Raw genomic sequence first — 14,827 nt, 5'->3', positions numbered from 1 at the left:
ATTTGAAACAATAGCCGCCTTTCGTTACGATGCTCCTAACCTGTCAGCCACACAGGATTCCGAGTCAAAAGGAAGGCGGTATTTTGTTGCAAACAGAAATGAAGATAAAGTCGGTGCCAAAAGAAGATCGGCCGCGGGAAAGGCTGCTCGAGCTGGGACCAGCTCATTTATCCAATGCAGAATTATTCGCAATTCTGCTAGGGAGCGGGACGAAGGATGAGTCCGTCACATTGCTTGCACAGCGATTATTAATGCATTTTGAAGGATTGCAGCTGCTGCGTGATGCGACAATCGAAGAGTTGACTGCTATCAAAGGGATTGGAACAGCTAAAGGTGTACTTATCATTGCGGCAATTGAGCTTGGACAGCGGCTTCATCGCTACAAGCCGGCAGAAAGATACACAATCCGCAGCCCAAAGGATGGAGCGGATTATGTTATGGAGGAAATGCGCAATTTGCAGCAGGAACATTTTGTTGTCTTATTTTTAAATACAAAAAATCATATCGTTCACCGGCAGACAATCTTCATCGGCAGCCTTAACGCCTCTATCGTACATCCTCGTGAAGTGTTCCGCGAAGCTGTCAGGCGCTCTGCGGCTTCTATCATTTGTGCTCACAATCATCCGTCAGGAGATCCTTCCCCATCACAAGAAGATATCCACGTTACCAAACGTCTGCAGGATTGTGGCAAGATGATTGGCATAGAGCTTTTGGACCATCTTGTAATCGGTGATCGGAAGTTTATTTCACTGAAGGAAAAAGGATACTTGTAATTACTATCTATTTTTTTAGTTTTCTCGTATAATTATAACTAGCTTTGAAGATAAGCGCCTAGCATGGTAGTTCTTACTAGCTGGCGCTTCTTCTGATGGTATATTTTCTTACCTGATAAAACAATGTCTGGCTGATTGAAATCTGCTATGATAAAGTACAACAAAATGAGACAAGATATGAAGAATGTTTGCACGGCTGTTTGCAGCTATGCTGAAACAGGAACGGACTCGGAAAAGGAGAATTAATTGTGGCGAAATTCAGTTTATCACAAGACTTAGGAATTGACCTAGGTACAGCAAATACATTGGTTTTTGTAAAGGGGAAAGGCGTAGTTGTCCGTGAACCTTCTGTAGTGGCAACAAACGTAGAAACAGGACAGGTAGAAGCAGTCGGAAGCGACGCTCGTAATATGATTGGCAGAACTCCTGGAAATATCCGTGTAATCCGTCCGATGAAGGATGGAGTCATTGCGGATTACGATACAACGGCAACGATGATGAAATATTATATTAAGCAAGCCCAGCGCAATCGTTCTTCTTTTGCGAAAAAGCCAAATGTCATGGTGTGTGTACCGTCTGGTATTACGATGGTAGAAGAACGTGCAGTTATTGATGCAACGAAACAAGCTGGAGCAAAAGAAGCATTCCCAATTGCTGAGCCGTTTGCAGCTGCAATTGGCGCAGGACTTCCTGTCTGGGAACCAACAGGCAGCATGATTGTCGATATCGGCGGCGGTACGACAGAAGTTGCGATTATTAGTTTGGGTGGTATTGTAACGAGCCAGTCAATCCGTACTGCTGGAGACGACATGGACGAAGCAATCACACAATATATCCGGAAGACGTACAACCTTATGATTGGGGAGCGCTCGGCAGAACAGCTGAAGATGGATCTTGGTCATGCTGGTGTACCAGAAGGAGACGAAGAAACAGAGATTCGCGGACGCGACCTTCTGACTGGTTTGCCGAAAACCATCAGTGTTAATGCAAAAGAAATTTCCGGAGCGTTGGCAGATACTGTTAGCGCCATTGTGGACGCTGTGAAGCTGACATTGGAAAAAACGCCGCCTGAATTGGCAGCAGATATTATGGACCGCGGTATTGTTCTTTCTGGCGGCGGAGCTATGCTGCGCAACTTGGACAGCGTTATTAGTGAAGAAACGAAAATGCCTGTCTTTGTAGCAGAAAACCCGCTGGACAGTGTCGCTATTGGCACGGGGAAATCGCTTGAATTTATTGAACATTTCCGTGCACATCCGCATGTATTTTCCAAAGCAACCAAAAAATGAGTTGGGTGAGTTATGAATTTCTTTAAGAAAAAACGGATGTTCCTTTTTCTGATTGCCATCATCATCCTAGTAGGTTTGATTGGTTTCTCAACTAGGGATCGGAGCAGCCAGACATTACCAGAACAAATCGTAAGTGATACAGTTGGATTTGTGCAGAATATCTTTTCTGTTCCTGCACAGTTTACTACCACAGTTGTTACAAACATAAAAGACTTGAAGAACACGTATGAAGAAAACCAAGTACTTAAGGCAAAAGTCGATGATTATAAAGGCTTGCTGTCTCGTTATCAAGAACTGGAGCAGCAGTACGATGAGCTGCAGCAAACCAATGATAAATTTAATGACTACACATCGATGGACTACAACCCGATCCCAGCTGATGTGATTGTGCGCAGTCCTGAAGGCTGGTTTGATCAGCTGACCATTGATAAAGGGTCGGACGATGGTGTGGAGACAAATATGGCCGTCATGACAGCGAGCGGCTTAGTCGGCAAGATAGAAGATGTGAGCCGCGGTACAGCTTCTGTTCAATTGCTGAGCGGATTTAATGAGACCAATCGTATTTCCGCAAAAATTGATCCGCAAGAGAAGGAAGGCAAGGAACAGAAATCGATCTTCGGTTTAATCGAAGGGTATGATGAAAAAGAAGGCATGCTTCTGTTTACCGGTGTTAAACCGGAACTAGAAGTGAAGAAGGGATCTTTGGTTACGTCTTCCGGTCTTGGAGGGGTATTTCCAGAGGCACTTAATATTGGAGAAGTAGAGTCCGTAGACTTGGATGAGTACGGCTTATCTCAAACAGTACATGTCAAACCTTCAGCTGATTTATATAATATTGATAAGGTTTTAGTCATCGACGCAGCCTCTGAAGATGCTTCTTCAGATAACGGGGATGAGGGTCTTTAATGAAAAAGCTTTATTTACCGTTGATCTTACTTTTAATTGTTAGTTTAGAAGGTGTAGCCACTGCCATGCTTCCTAAGCAGTTTATTGGCGGTGACACTTGGCTGATTCCGCACTGGACTCTTTTATTCCTAGTGCTGATCGCGATGCTTTATGATTTGGATAATTCGTATTACAGTTTGCTTTATGCGCTTATTTTCGGACTGCTGAAAGATATCGTTTATACGGATATTTTAGGCGTGTATATGTTCACATATGGTTTCAGTATTTATTTAATTCTGGAATTACGCAGAGTGCTGCACGGCAATATTTTTGTGGCTGCACTGCTTGGTCTTTTGTCGATTGTATTTGCGGATGTTATCGGTTATCTGATTTATCATGTGATCGGTATTGCGCCGATGGACTTTGTTGCGTATCTGCTGCATAGACTTTTGCCAACGCTCGGTGCCAACCTTATCATGCTAGTAATCTTGTATCTGATTTTCCAGAAGCCTCTGCAGAAATGGTCCGATTCGCAGCTTAGAAGAACAACTAGCTTATAAATTAGAAAATCAGACGACGAACGGAGGTGACCATCTTGATTGGAAACAAACAGATCATCACAATTAAAGGTACCCGGGAAGGGCTGTCTTTGCACATGGATGATGCCTGCTCTTTTGAAGAATTGTTGGAGGAATTAGAAGCGAAACTTGCTGCTAATCGGATTGATTCGGCTGACCAGATTGTTGGTGTACATATTCAATTAGGCAACCGTTATTTAGAAAAGGAGCAAGAGGAGCTCCTTCGTCGAATGATTACGAGCAAGCAGCGTCTGCGGATTGAGTCCGTTCACTCTGAAGTCATCACGAAGCAAGCTGCAATAGAGTGGAAGGAAGAAGCGGAGGTAAAGGCAGTCAGCCGTGTCGTCCGTTCTGGCCAAGTGCTGGAAGTGAAAGGTGATTTACTGCTGCTAGGGGATGTGAATCCTGGCGGCTGTGTTACCGCTACGGGTAATATATTTGTTATGGGTAATTTACTCGGGATTGCGCATGCGGGGAAAGACGGTGATACCGATGCTGTTATCGCTGCCTCGTATATGAATCCGACGCAGCTTCGAATCGCGGGTTATATCAGCCGCGCGCCCGATCATGAGACAGATGGTGTTTATATGGAATGCGGGCACATCGATGACGAACAGCAAAAAATCATCATCGACCGTTTGCAGGCAGTAGTCCGCAAACGTCCGGGCATCAGCAGTTTCGAGAGGAGAATGTTAAATGGGTGAAGCAATCGTTATTACGTCCGGTAAAGGGGGAGTAGGTAAGACGACTACTTCTGCCAACCTGGGAACAGCGCTTGCTCTAATGGAGAAAAAGGTCTGTTTAATTGATACAGATATTGGTCTTCGTAATTTAGATGTTGTGATGGGGTTAGAGAACCGCATTATTTATGACATTATCGATGTTATCATCGGCAGATGCGCACTGAAGCAGGCATTGATCAAAGACAAGCGCTTTGATCATTTATACTTACTGCCAGCTGCACAGACGAGTGACAAGTCTGATTTGACAACAGAAGGTATGGAAAAGATTGTCGCTGAGCTGAAGCCGGAGTTTGACTATATTATTATTGATTGTCCTGCCGGTATCGAACAGGGCTATAAAAATGCTGTGGCAGGAGCAGATAAAGCGATTGTTGTCACCACACCGGAAAAACCGAGTGTACGTGATGCAGATCGTATTATCGGCTTGCTTGAGCAGGAAGATATTGAACCGCCTAAATTGATTGTTAACCGAATTCGTAATCATATGGTAGAAGATGGTGACATGCTGGAAGTAGACGAGATCGTCCAAGTACTATCAATTGATTTGCTTGGTATTGTTGCGGATGATGAACAAGTTATTAAAGCTTCCAACCATGGAGAGCCGGTCGCTTTCCAGCCGAATACGAAGGCAAGTATTGCGTATCGCAATATTGCTCGTCGTATACTGGGAGAGTCTGTGCCGCTTATGAGCTTTGAAGATGAAAAAGGCATGTTCAGCCGATTGAAAAAATTTTTTACCAAAAGCAAATGAACTTATGATAAACTCGTAGCTCTAGAGAGAGTTACGAGTTTTTTTATGTCCAATACCAGCAAGGGGAATGTTCAGCATGACATGGGAGATTTTTAGCATAATTGGCACGGCCGCATTTGCTATTAGCGGTGCACTTGTGGCGATGGAAGCAAAATATGATGTTTTTGGCGTCTTTATTCTAGGATTTGTAACAGCATTCGGCGGCGGAGCGATCCGCAACATTCTGATCGGCCTGCCTGTTTCTTACTTATGGTCGCAAACGAGTTTATTCTACATAGCTTTCATATCAATAACTATCATTCTCATCTTTCCGAAATGGATTAGTCATCCTTGGAAGAAGGCCGGTTTGTATGCCGATGCAATTGGCTTAGCGGCATTCGCTATCCAAGGTGCGCTGCACGCTGCCAGTCTGGATCATAGTCTCCTGGCAATAATGGTAGCTGCTTTCTTGACAGGAAGCGGCGGCGGAATCTTGCGCGACTTGCTGGCCGGACGGAAACCATATGTGTTCAAGGCGGAGATTTATGGCAGCTGGGCGGCGTTGACAGGCCTTATTATAGGACTGGGAGCTGCCGATTATCCTGTATTGTTATATGCTTTGTTTGCCGGAATTATTTTCTTGCGTATTTATTCTTTCCACCGCAAATGGCAGCTCCCAGTTCCAAAGATGCATTATCAGTAAAGATCAGCAAAACTGCTGGTCTTTTTGTTATAATCAGGAAAAAAGGAGGAAGATGACATGAAAAAGGAGCATCCTCTATAACAACAGATACTCGGTCCTCCTGCTCCGCCTGTATCCAAATACTTATACAAAAGAGGAGGAGAATCGATGAAATTGATTGACCAGCTTTTACAAGATGCTCAAAAATCTTTTTCCGGTTGGGATATTTCTTTTATAGAAGATACCGGGCGAATTCAATATGAACTTTTACCATGGTCTTATGGAAGTGAAGCGAGAAAATATCTCTTTGAAGCAAACAGCCTGTTAGATATGGGAACTGGCGGAGGAGAGTTTTTGTCCAAGCTTCTGCCGCTGCCGCATTACACAGCAGCAACAGAAGGTTATCTGCCGAACGTGCCAATCGCTAAGGAAAGGCTGGAACCGCTCGGGGTGGAAGTCTTTCAAATCGATATCGATGATGAACTGCCATTTGCTGCTGAAACATTTGATCTTGTTTTAAACAAACATGAGTCTTATTCAGTTTCTGAGGTGAAACGAATTCTAAGACCGGATGGACTTTTTCTCACCCAGCAGGTAGGCGGAACAGATTGCACGGCACTGAATGAATTGCTTGGTGCTTCTGTGAATACAGCTTATCAAGATTGGAAGCTTCAAACAGCAGCAGAAGAGCTGGCGGGTCAGCTTGTCGTGCTTGAGCAACAAGAGGCTTTCCCTTCTATGCGGTTTTATGACATAGGAGCGGTAGTCTTCCATTTGAAAGCAATACCTTGGCAAATTCCTTCATTTACAATTGAAGCTTACCGGGATTGTTTAATGGAACTGCATCAATTTATCGAGAAGAAAGGCTTTTTGGATGTAAAGCAGCATCGTTTTCTGCTCGCTGCTGCACGTAAGTAATCATAAAGTCTCCCTGACAGGAGGCTTTTTTCGCTTCTTTTAATAACTTGTCCTTCTTGGTCATAGACTTGTACAAAGACCTAGAGGGAGGGTTTGATATGGGGAAGAATTTACATTCGGTGCGAAAAGGCATTGCAGATCGTAAACGTCTTAAAGGAGAGAAGATACAGAAAGGAATAGCTGAGACTGTCACGCCTTTTACGATTGAGGAGGAGGAGTCTCATGGGTTTGGTCCTAATCCAAAATATGAGCCGCCGCGTACTGAACATACATCCAAGTTTGCTGCTCGTTTTATGTTTCGGTTGATTGTATCTGCGACTTTGTTTTTCGGAACAGCACTTTATTTGCAGGCTGATCACCCATTTGTAGAAAAAACGAAAGCAACCGTGATAACGGCGTTAACGGAGGAGTTCCCTTTTGCAACGGTGAATAGCTGGTATCAGGATAGATTCGGAGATCCGGTAGCATTAAAGCCTGGGGAAGAGGGGGCAGAAGTGATAGAGGCGCAGGCAATGCCGGTAAATGGAACTGTTGTGCAGCCTTTTGATGAATCAAAAGAAGGTATTCTCATTGAATCCGACCAAAAATCCGATGTGGTGGCTGTGGATGAAGGAATCGTTATATTTGCTGGAAACGATAGAGACACAGGAAAAACAATCATCCTGCAGCATGCCGATAAAAGCAAAAGTATTTACGGCCATTTGCAAGCCATTGAAGTAAACCAATACCAGCGGATCGATTCAAATGAAAAAATCGGAGAATTTGTGCCAAATGAAGAAAATGCCCAATCAATCTACTTTGCTCTTCAGCAAGGAAATAAGTTTCTAAATCCGATTCAAGAGGCACCAGTTGACGCACCATAACTGGCTGCCGCCGATTCATTTGCATCCCATCTTTTGGGCATTCCTGCTTGCGGCCATACTGACAGGGATGCTGATGGAAGTCATGGTTTTATTCGGAATAGTACTTCTCCATGAAATGGGTCATTTTCTTGCTGCATGGCATTTTCGCTGGCGCATTCGCCGGGTTATGTTATGGGTGTTTGGCGGTGTGATGGAAACTGAAGAGCATGGAAACAGACGCATCCGGGAAGAAGCAATTGTTGTACTGGCAGGACCTGCTGTTCATATCGTCCTGTATGCGGTCCTGTTTTTGCTGAGAGAAACAACTGCTGTTCCCGAAGGTGTCTTGGAGACAGCATATATGTATAATACAACAATTCTAATATTCAACTTATTGCCGATTTGGCCGTTAGACGGCGGAAAGCTGGTAGGTCTCATCCTCTCGATGCAGCTTCCCTACCGCAAAGCGCACGCCGTTCTAATTGGCTTTAGCTGTGTTATGGGAGCGGCTATCCTTCTTTATGTGTGTATCGCATTACCTTTCACATTAAGTACAGTTAGTCTTCTCTGTTTTCTATTGTGGGAAAATCGGCTAGAATGGAAACGACGCTATTATGTGTTTCTGCGTTTCTTACTGCAGCGTGCAACGTTTGGACCAACCGGCGTACTATGCACCCCCATCTTCGCAAGCCCTGATACTACGCTCCTGGATATCCTTTCGCAATATAGGAGGAACAGGCGGCATATGATTGTTGTAAAAGGGAAGAATGCAGTACTGGATGAACAGCTATGCAGTGATATGTATTTTAAAAACAAGCAGGCACATTGCACAGTAGCGGATATTTTGCAAAACAGACAGTGAGGAAATCCATGCTATCATTATATTTGTTTTTTAAAGGTACAGAAAAAGTAGCGCTTGCAGTAGAGCGTGGGCAAGTGATGGAAGTATTTCTTGATCGACCTGGTGAAACATCGAAAGTGGGAAGTATTTATAAAGGAATTGTGCGCTATGTAGATAAAGGCTTGCAAGCTGCCTTTGTAGATTTCGGCGAAGAACGGCAAGGCTTTTTGCAGCGCCAGGAGATCACCGCATGTAAACAGAACGCCTCGCTGCGGATTGAACAGGCGATACAGGAAGGGCAAACGCTTTTTGTACAGGTGCAAAAAGATGCACATGGAACAAAGGGAGCAAAGCTTTCTGCCATTATTACGCTGCCAGGGCAGACACTTGTTTATTTACCGAATGGACAGTATGTAGCAGTGTCCAAGAAATTGCCGGTGGAAAGAGCAGAGAAGTGGAAAACACACTTCACAGAACTGCTGGAGCCGGAAGAAGGTGTCATTGTCCGGACAGAAGCAGATCTGCTATCAGAAGCTGCGCTATCGGATGAATTACAGCGGCTGCGTAACAGATGGAGGGAACTTGCTGCCAATGACAGCACACCGCCGGCACCGATCTTGCATGATGCACTTATACCGGATCAGCTGCTCCGGCGAATGCCGGCTGGTGCGATTGAGGAGATTATTGTGGATGATGGTTATGCCGCACGCCAGCTGCGACAACAGTTCCCATCATTCCAAGAGAAAATCAAATGGGAAAAAGAAGCAGAAATGCTGCTGCCGCAGCCTTTAGCGGTACTATGGGAGCAGCTGATTTCACCAGTTGTGCATATTGATAGAGGTATCACGTTACATATCGAACAAACAGAAGCATTGACGGTAATCGATGTTAATAGTGCGGGTTACAAAGGACATTCCGATAAACAGCAAACTGCAGCCATGGTCAACCAGCTTGCTGCAAAAGCAATTGCCCGGGAAATGAGACTGCGAAACCTTTCCGGTATCATACTAATTGATTTTGTTTCGATGAACCGCTCCGAACAGCAGCGTGCTGTTCTGCAGACTTTCCGCCAGGCACTTCATCAAGACAGTCAGCGGACAGAAATATACGGTTTTACCAAACTTGGTATATTAGAAGTATCCCGAAAACGTGAACGGCCTTCCATACCAAATCAATTGCAGAAAGCCGTAAAACCTGAACTTTCACTTGAATCGAGATGCTTCCAGCTGGAAAGGGACCTTCTGAACGCAGCGTCGGATTGCAGTTATGTGCTATCCGGCAAAAAAACAGAGATTAGGCGTTTTCTGGAGCTGACGAAAAAACCTGCTGTTTCTGCAGCTGTTTATGTTCGTTATCAGGACAAGCCGGCATTTAAACTAGAGGAGATAGATGAAGCGACTGTTAAAAGAGATGGGTTAGAGAGTCTTGACAATCTTTTTTGATGTGTGATAACATCAGTATGTTACACGAAGTAGCACCCGTGCTACAACCGCACAGATCAGGTGGGTATACCATAAGCCACAAGGCGCCTGTGATGGCGAGTCTGAGTGAATAGAGGAGGTGCGTTATGTACGCAATTATTGAAACTGGTGGTAAACAAGTTAAAGTAACAGAAGGACAAACTATCTTCGTTGAGAAATTGGAAGCGGAGAACGGTGCGGAAGTTACTTTTGACAAAGTATTGGTAGTTGGAGGCGACGATGTTAAAATCGGTGCTCCATTCGTAGACGGTGCGACAGTTACTGCAACTGTTGAGAAACAAGGCCGCGCGAAGAAGATCAACGTGATCAAATTCAAAGCGAAGAAAAACTACAAACGCAAACAAGGCCATCGTCAGCCATATACTAAATTGACAATCGGCAAAATTAACGCGTAAGGCAGACCATGATTACTGTTACAATCAACCGTGCTGACGAAGATATTCATAGCTTTGAGCTTAGCGGACATGCAGAGAGCGGCCCTTATGGCTACGATCTTGTGTGCGCAGCTGTTTCGGCAGTAAGCTTCGGAGCGGTGAACGGTCTTTTCGTTCTCGGTGAGTTTGAACCAGAGGTAGAGCAGGGTGGTGACGGTGGGTATCTTCGTGTGGTACTTCCCGATCACTTGTCCGAGGAGCAGCTTGATAAAGCGTCGCTTCTGCTGGAAGGCATGCTCGTATCGCTCCAAACAATTGAACAGGACTATGGGAAGCATATAAGAATTATCGAACAATAAGGAGGTGCACCACTATGCTACGTCTAGATTTGCAGTTTTTCGCATCCAAAAAGGGTGTTGGTAGTTCTAAAAACGGACGTGACTCCGAATCCAAACGCCTAGGCGCGAAACGTGCTGACGGTCAGTTTGTTACTGGCGGGTCTATCCTTTACCGTCAACGCGGTACAAAAATCTACCCAGGTACAAACGTTGGACGCGGAGGCGACGACACATTGTTCTCTAAAATCGACGGTGTTGTCAAATTCGAACGCTATGGCCGTAACCGTAAAAAGGTCAGCGTATATCCTGTAGCTCAAGAAGCTTAATGTTTGCAGAGAGACTCTAGCCTTCGGGTTAGGGTCTTTTTTTCTAACCCACATCTAATTGCACCACATATTGCTAGAATGGAAAAGAAGCTGCCCTCTCGACTGCTTTTCCGTAAAGGAGGAATATAGTTGGAATACCATGAAGTTATGACGCTGTTAGGCTATACTCGGCATGAATGGATGAATCGGCTTCAACTCCTACATAGCTATTCCAAATTGGGTAAGGATGAAAAGGTACAAGAGAAAATCGAGGAAGCAATTCGCTTAGCTGATGAAGAGCGAAAGTTATCTAATTTGAATATACCAGAGACTTCGGTGTGGATCCTGGCCTTCAATTGGACGTACAGTCAGTTTCGGATAAAATTCCAAGTAGATGAGCAAATACCAAGTATTTGGGAATACGATCAAAATATCCGAGGAAACTTAGAAGCAGTAATGGATGAGCTGATTGATAGTACGCAGGAGATGGAGCTGTACGAAGGCGTGCTGCATGTGAAAACGAAGCAGGACAGGCCAATCATTGAGCTTGCATTTGATGGAAAGTTTGCAGGCTGGGGCAATTTGCAGATGGTTGGACAGAAGGATTGTGTGCAAGAAGTGAAGATTGAATCATTACCAGAGGAAAAATCTCGCTGTACAATTGTACTTGCGTGTAATTAATGAGGTGAAACGATGTTTGTAGATCAGGTCAAGGTATATGTAAAAGCAGGCGACGGCGGTAATGGCTTAGTTGCTTATCGTAGAGAGAAATATGTTCCGTTAGGTGGTCCGGCAGGCGGAGATGGAGGAAATGGCGGGGATGTCATTTTCAAAGTTGATGAAGGGCTTAACACATTGATGGACTTCCGTTATCAGCGCCATTTTAAAGCGCAGCGCGGCGATAATGGGATGAGTAAGGGACAGCACGGCAAAAATTCAGAACCGCTAATACTGCCAGTACCGCCGGGTACGCTTGTGCGTGATGAAGAAACTGGAGAAGTAATTGCGGATTTGACGAAGCATGAACAAGAAGCTGTTATTGCCAAAGGCGGCCGCGGTGGACGCGGTAACTCTCGTTTTGCAACACCGCGCAACCCTGCGCCGGATTTTGCGGAAAATGGCGAGCCTGGTGTAGAGCGCAATTTGCAAATTGAGTTGAAGCTAATTGCTGATGTTGGTTTGGTCGGTTTTCCAAGTGTAGGAAAATCAACATTTCTGTCAGTTGTTAGTGCAGCTAAGCCGAAAATAGCTGATTATCACTTTACGACGTTAGCGCCTAACCTTGGCGTTGTCGAAACAAAGGATCAGCGCAGCTTTGTTCTGGCAGACTTGCCGGGACTAATTGAAGGCGCACATGAAGGAATCGGACTTGGTCACCAATTCTTGCGTCATGTAGAGCGGACACGTGTTATTGTGCACGTGATTGATATGGCTGCAACAGAAGGCCGGGATCCTTATGATGACTATGTGACAATTAATGAAGAATTAAAAGAATACAATGAAGATCTGCCATCTCGTCCGCAAATCATCATTGCGAACAAAATGGACATACCAGAAGCGGAAGAAAATTTGGTTGTCTTCAAAGAGAAAATCCCAGAAGGAATCGATATTTTCCCAATTTCCGCTATTACACGCGATGGCTTGCAGGATGTACTGTACGCTATTGCTGACAAGCTGGATCAAATTCCGAAAATCGAGAAACCGGTTGAGGATCAGACGGAGCGTGTTGTGTACCGCTTCGAGGAATCCGAGAAACAGTTCGAGATCACACGTGATCCTGATGGTGCTTATGTGCTGTATGGTGAGCCGATTGAGAAACTATTCAAGATGACAGACTTTAACCGTGACGAAGCTGCGAGACGCTTTGCAAGACAAATGCGCGGTATGGGTGTCGATGAAGCTTTGCGCAAACGCGGCGCGAAAGACGGCGATATCATTCGTCTGTTGGAACATGAATTTGAATTTGTTGACTGATTCTGTTTGAATCAAGGTGGGGAGAGCATATGGCTGAAAAGGAAGAACAATTTTATCTTGTGCGAAGTGATGTGCTGCCAGAGTCAATGAAAAAAACGCTGCAGGCGAAAGAATTGCTTGAGCGTAATAAAGTGGCTTCGGTTTTTGATGCGGTGCAGCAGGTGGATCTTTCCCGAAGTGTGTTCTACAAATATCGGGATGCAGTATTTCCATTCCGCGCAATGGTAAAACAGCGAATGATCACATTGTTCTTTCATCTGGAAGACCGTACTGGTACGCTGTCTGAGCTATTGGCAATTGTTGCTGGATCGGGCGGCAATATCCTGACGATACATCAGACGATACCTTTGCAAGGAAGAGCCAATGTGACAATCTCTTTAAATACAGCAGGCATGCACACGGACATCCAGTCTTTACTGGATGACCTTCGTGCCTTAGCGTACGTGGATAAAGTAGAGGTATTGAGTTCGGAAGCTTAGGCAAGGGAGCAGATACGTATGAAGATTAGTTATCTAGGACCAAGAGGAACATTCACAAAAATGGCGGTGGATGTGCTATTTCCTGGTGAGGAAGCTTATAGCTATGCGACTATTCCACAGTGTATGGATGCTGTTGTGAATGGAGAAATAGATTATTGTGTCGTTCCAGTCGAGAATACAATTGAAGGCACGGTGCCAATAACGATGGATTATTTAATTCATCAAGCGAAGCTGCCCATTGTGGGAGAGGTTGTCATTCCGATCAGACAGCATTTGTTAACCAAAGGGACAGTAGAGCTTTCGGATGTAAAAGATGTCTATTCACATAGTCATGCGATTGCACAATGTCACCATTTCTTACATACCGAGCTTCCGCATGCTGTCACACATGCCGCTTCCTCTACTGGAACGGCAGCAAAGATGGTGGCAGCTATGGAGGATGGGTTTGCTGCAGCAATTGGGAATGAACTTGCAGCGAAAGAGTTTGGATTAACAATTTTACAAAAAGATATCCATGATTATGCGAATAATCATACGCGTTTTTTTGTTCTGTCCAGTGATGCAGGCAGCAATCCCGTAAAACGTGATGCTGGTGCAAAAATGAAAACATCTTTGTACGTAACACTTCCATCAGATTATGCCGGTGCACTGCATCAAGTACTAGCAGCCTTTGCTTGGCGTAAGATTAATATGTCGAAGATCGAATCCAGACCGATGAAGACTGGTCTTGGAAACTATTTCTTTATAATGGATGTTTCTTGTGAAGCGGAAGATATCCTTTTTCAAGGGGTCCGGCAGGAGCTTGAAGCGCTGGGCTGCAGTCTTACTGTACTTGGCAGTTATCCAATTCATCAATATGAGAAAAAAGCCGGCGCGTGTTCATAACGTGCCGGCTTTTTTCAACCTTTTAGAACTTGCTGCATAAGATGGTGAAGTAATGCGTCAGTTCATGAAAGGGGAGTTTCAGACTTGAAGATTCATATCGTACAAAAAGATGACACCATGTGGAGTATCGCTAGAAAATATGGGGTCAGCTTCGATGCTTTGCGGGAAATTAACGGACATATCCGTGAACCAGAGCTCGCAGTACCGGGCATGAAGCTTAAAATACCATCCACAGCCAAAGCGGTTTCAAAAGAACCTGTACATCGTTCGGAGACATCTGCAGACAGTAATACGGGGCAGCAAGCGCCAGCTCCGACATTCCACAATTCACCAGCAATACAGGAAGACGATATGTCCGCTGCTCCATATCCATTTGTACCGCAAATGCCGCAAATTACTGCGCCAGAGCAAGGTGCAAATGTTTATCCAACACCGCAGCAGCAGAATTACGTTGACGTACCGCCACAGCAGCCTGTGAATATGACACAAGACCAGCATATGCAAGGCTATCCATTCTATCAGCAAGAGAATGGTCCATGGCCGATGCAAGGACAGCAGCACATGCAAGAAGATTGGAACGTCGTGCAGCCGGGTCAGCAAGGTTTGTATGGTAATTGGAACACACAAGGGCAAGGTCAGCCGGGTCAGCCAGGTCAGCAGCCAATGCAAGGAGACTGGAACATGCAAGGAATGCAGCCGGGTCAGCAGCC

The 14,827-nt window shown here is 45.0% G+C and carries 19 protein-coding genes and 1 other annotated feature; all 19 genes read left to right on the top strand.

What is annotated here, in order from left to right; translation table 11 throughout:
- Positions 1-98: 98 nt before the first annotated feature.
- Positions 99-773: a RadC family protein gene (gene radC / locus CRO17_RS09860; protein ID WP_097042010.1), complete on the top strand. Its 675-nt coding sequence runs from the start codon at positions 99-101 to the stop codon at positions 771-773.
- A 248-nt stretch (positions 774-1,021) separates the two neighbouring features.
- On the top strand, positions 1,022-2,062 hold the full coding sequence (locus tag CRO17_RS09855; protein ID WP_077308392.1) for a rod shape-determining protein: 1,041 nt from the start codon (positions 1,022-1,024) through the stop codon (positions 2,060-2,062).
- A 12-nt stretch (positions 2,063-2,074) separates the two neighbouring features.
- Positions 2,075-2,968 (top strand): rod shape-determining protein MreC, encoded by an 894-nt coding sequence (gene mreC, locus CRO17_RS09850; RefSeq protein ID WP_097041673.1) that lies wholly within the window; start codon positions 2,075-2,077, stop codon positions 2,966-2,968.
- Complete coding sequence (mreD, locus tag CRO17_RS09845) at positions 2,968-3,507, top strand: rod shape-determining protein MreD (RefSeq protein WP_097041670.1); 540 nt, start codon at positions 2,968-2,970, stop codon at positions 3,505-3,507. Before mreC ends, mreD begins: the two co-directional genes overlap by 1 nt.
- A 35-nt stretch (positions 3,508-3,542) precedes the next feature.
- The gene (gene minC, locus CRO17_RS09840; RefSeq protein ID WP_097041667.1) at positions 3,543-4,229 is read left to right on the top strand and encodes a septum site-determining protein MinC; all 687 of its coding nucleotides are present in this window, start codon (positions 3,543-3,545) and stop codon (positions 4,227-4,229) included.
- Positions 4,222-5,019, top strand: a complete 798-nt coding sequence (gene minD / locus CRO17_RS09835) for a septum site-determining protein MinD (RefSeq protein WP_097041665.1) — start codon at positions 4,222-4,224, stop codon at positions 5,017-5,019. The genes minC and minD overlap by 8 nt, the downstream gene beginning before the upstream one ends.
- Positions 5,020-5,095: 76 nt before the next feature.
- Positions 5,096-5,701 carry a trimeric intracellular cation channel family protein gene (locus CRO17_RS09830; protein WP_097041663.1) on the top strand — a complete coding sequence of 202 codons (606 nt, stop codon included), beginning with the start codon at positions 5,096-5,098 and terminating at the stop codon, positions 5,699-5,701.
- Between the two features lie 147 nt (positions 5,702-5,848).
- Positions 5,849-6,598: a class I SAM-dependent methyltransferase gene (locus CRO17_RS09825; protein WP_097041661.1), complete on the top strand. Its 750-nt coding sequence runs from the start codon at positions 5,849-5,851 to the stop codon at positions 6,596-6,598.
- 98 nt (positions 6,599-6,696) lie between these two features.
- Positions 6,697-7,461 (top strand): M23 family metallopeptidase, encoded by a 765-nt coding sequence (locus CRO17_RS09820; RefSeq protein WP_097041659.1) that lies wholly within the window; start codon positions 6,697-6,699, stop codon positions 7,459-7,461.
- Positions 7,448-8,302 (top strand): M50 family metallopeptidase, encoded by an 855-nt coding sequence (locus CRO17_RS09815; RefSeq protein WP_097041657.1) that lies wholly within the window; start codon positions 7,448-7,450, stop codon positions 8,300-8,302. Before CRO17_RS09820 ends, CRO17_RS09815 begins: the two co-directional genes overlap by 14 nt.
- Positions 8,303-8,310: 8 nt before the next feature.
- Positions 8,311-9,723: a ribonuclease E/G gene (locus CRO17_RS09810; RefSeq protein ID WP_097041656.1), complete on the top strand. Its 1,413-nt coding sequence runs from the start codon at positions 8,311-8,313 to the stop codon at positions 9,721-9,723.
- A 35-nt stretch (positions 9,724-9,758) separates the two neighbouring features.
- Positions 9,759-9,836: a sequence feature (ribosomal protein L21 leader region), on the top strand.
- 12 nt (positions 9,837-9,848) lie between these two features.
- On the top strand, positions 9,849-10,157 hold the full coding sequence (rplU, locus tag CRO17_RS09805) for a 50S ribosomal protein L21 (protein WP_097041653.1): 309 nt from the start codon (positions 9,849-9,851) through the stop codon (positions 10,155-10,157).
- 8 nt (positions 10,158-10,165) lie between these two features.
- Positions 10,166-10,495, top strand: coding sequence for a ribosomal-processing cysteine protease Prp (locus CRO17_RS09800; RefSeq protein WP_097041651.1), 330 nt, complete (start codon positions 10,166-10,168; stop codon positions 10,493-10,495).
- Positions 10,496-10,509: 14 nt separating this feature from the next.
- A complete protein-coding gene (gene rpmA, locus CRO17_RS09795) occupies positions 10,510-10,800 on the top strand; it encodes a 50S ribosomal protein L27 (protein ID WP_077308417.1) in 291 nt (96 codons plus the stop codon).
- A gap of 129 nt (positions 10,801-10,929) precedes the next feature.
- Complete coding sequence (locus CRO17_RS09790) at positions 10,930-11,460, top strand: Spo0B domain-containing protein (RefSeq protein WP_097041649.1); 531 nt, start codon at positions 10,930-10,932, stop codon at positions 11,458-11,460.
- A 12-nt stretch (positions 11,461-11,472) separates the two neighbouring features.
- On the top strand, positions 11,473-12,753 hold the full coding sequence (gene obgE / locus CRO17_RS09785) for a GTPase ObgE (protein ID WP_097041647.1): 1,281 nt from the start codon (positions 11,473-11,475) through the stop codon (positions 12,751-12,753).
- Between the two features lie 29 nt (positions 12,754-12,782).
- Entirely contained in the window at positions 12,783-13,232 is a 450-nt protein-coding gene (locus CRO17_RS09780) for an ACT domain-containing protein (protein WP_077308423.1), read from the top strand.
- A gap of 18 nt (positions 13,233-13,250) precedes the next feature.
- Positions 13,251-14,117 carry a prephenate dehydratase gene (pheA, locus tag CRO17_RS09775; protein ID WP_097041645.1) on the top strand — a complete coding sequence of 289 codons (867 nt, stop codon included), beginning with the start codon at positions 13,251-13,253 and terminating at the stop codon, positions 14,115-14,117.
- An 84-nt stretch (positions 14,118-14,201) separates the two neighbouring features.
- The coding region (locus CRO17_RS09770; protein WP_143596007.1) for a LysM peptidoglycan-binding domain-containing protein at positions 14,202-14,827 on the top strand (626 nt) is incomplete at its 3' end.

This window comes from Terribacillus aidingensis (assembly GCF_900215625.1).
Taxonomy (GTDB): domain Bacteria; phylum Bacillota; class Bacilli; order Bacillales; family Amphibacillaceae; genus Terribacillus; species Terribacillus aidingensis.
This window is presented reverse-complemented; position numbering and strand designations above follow the sequence as displayed.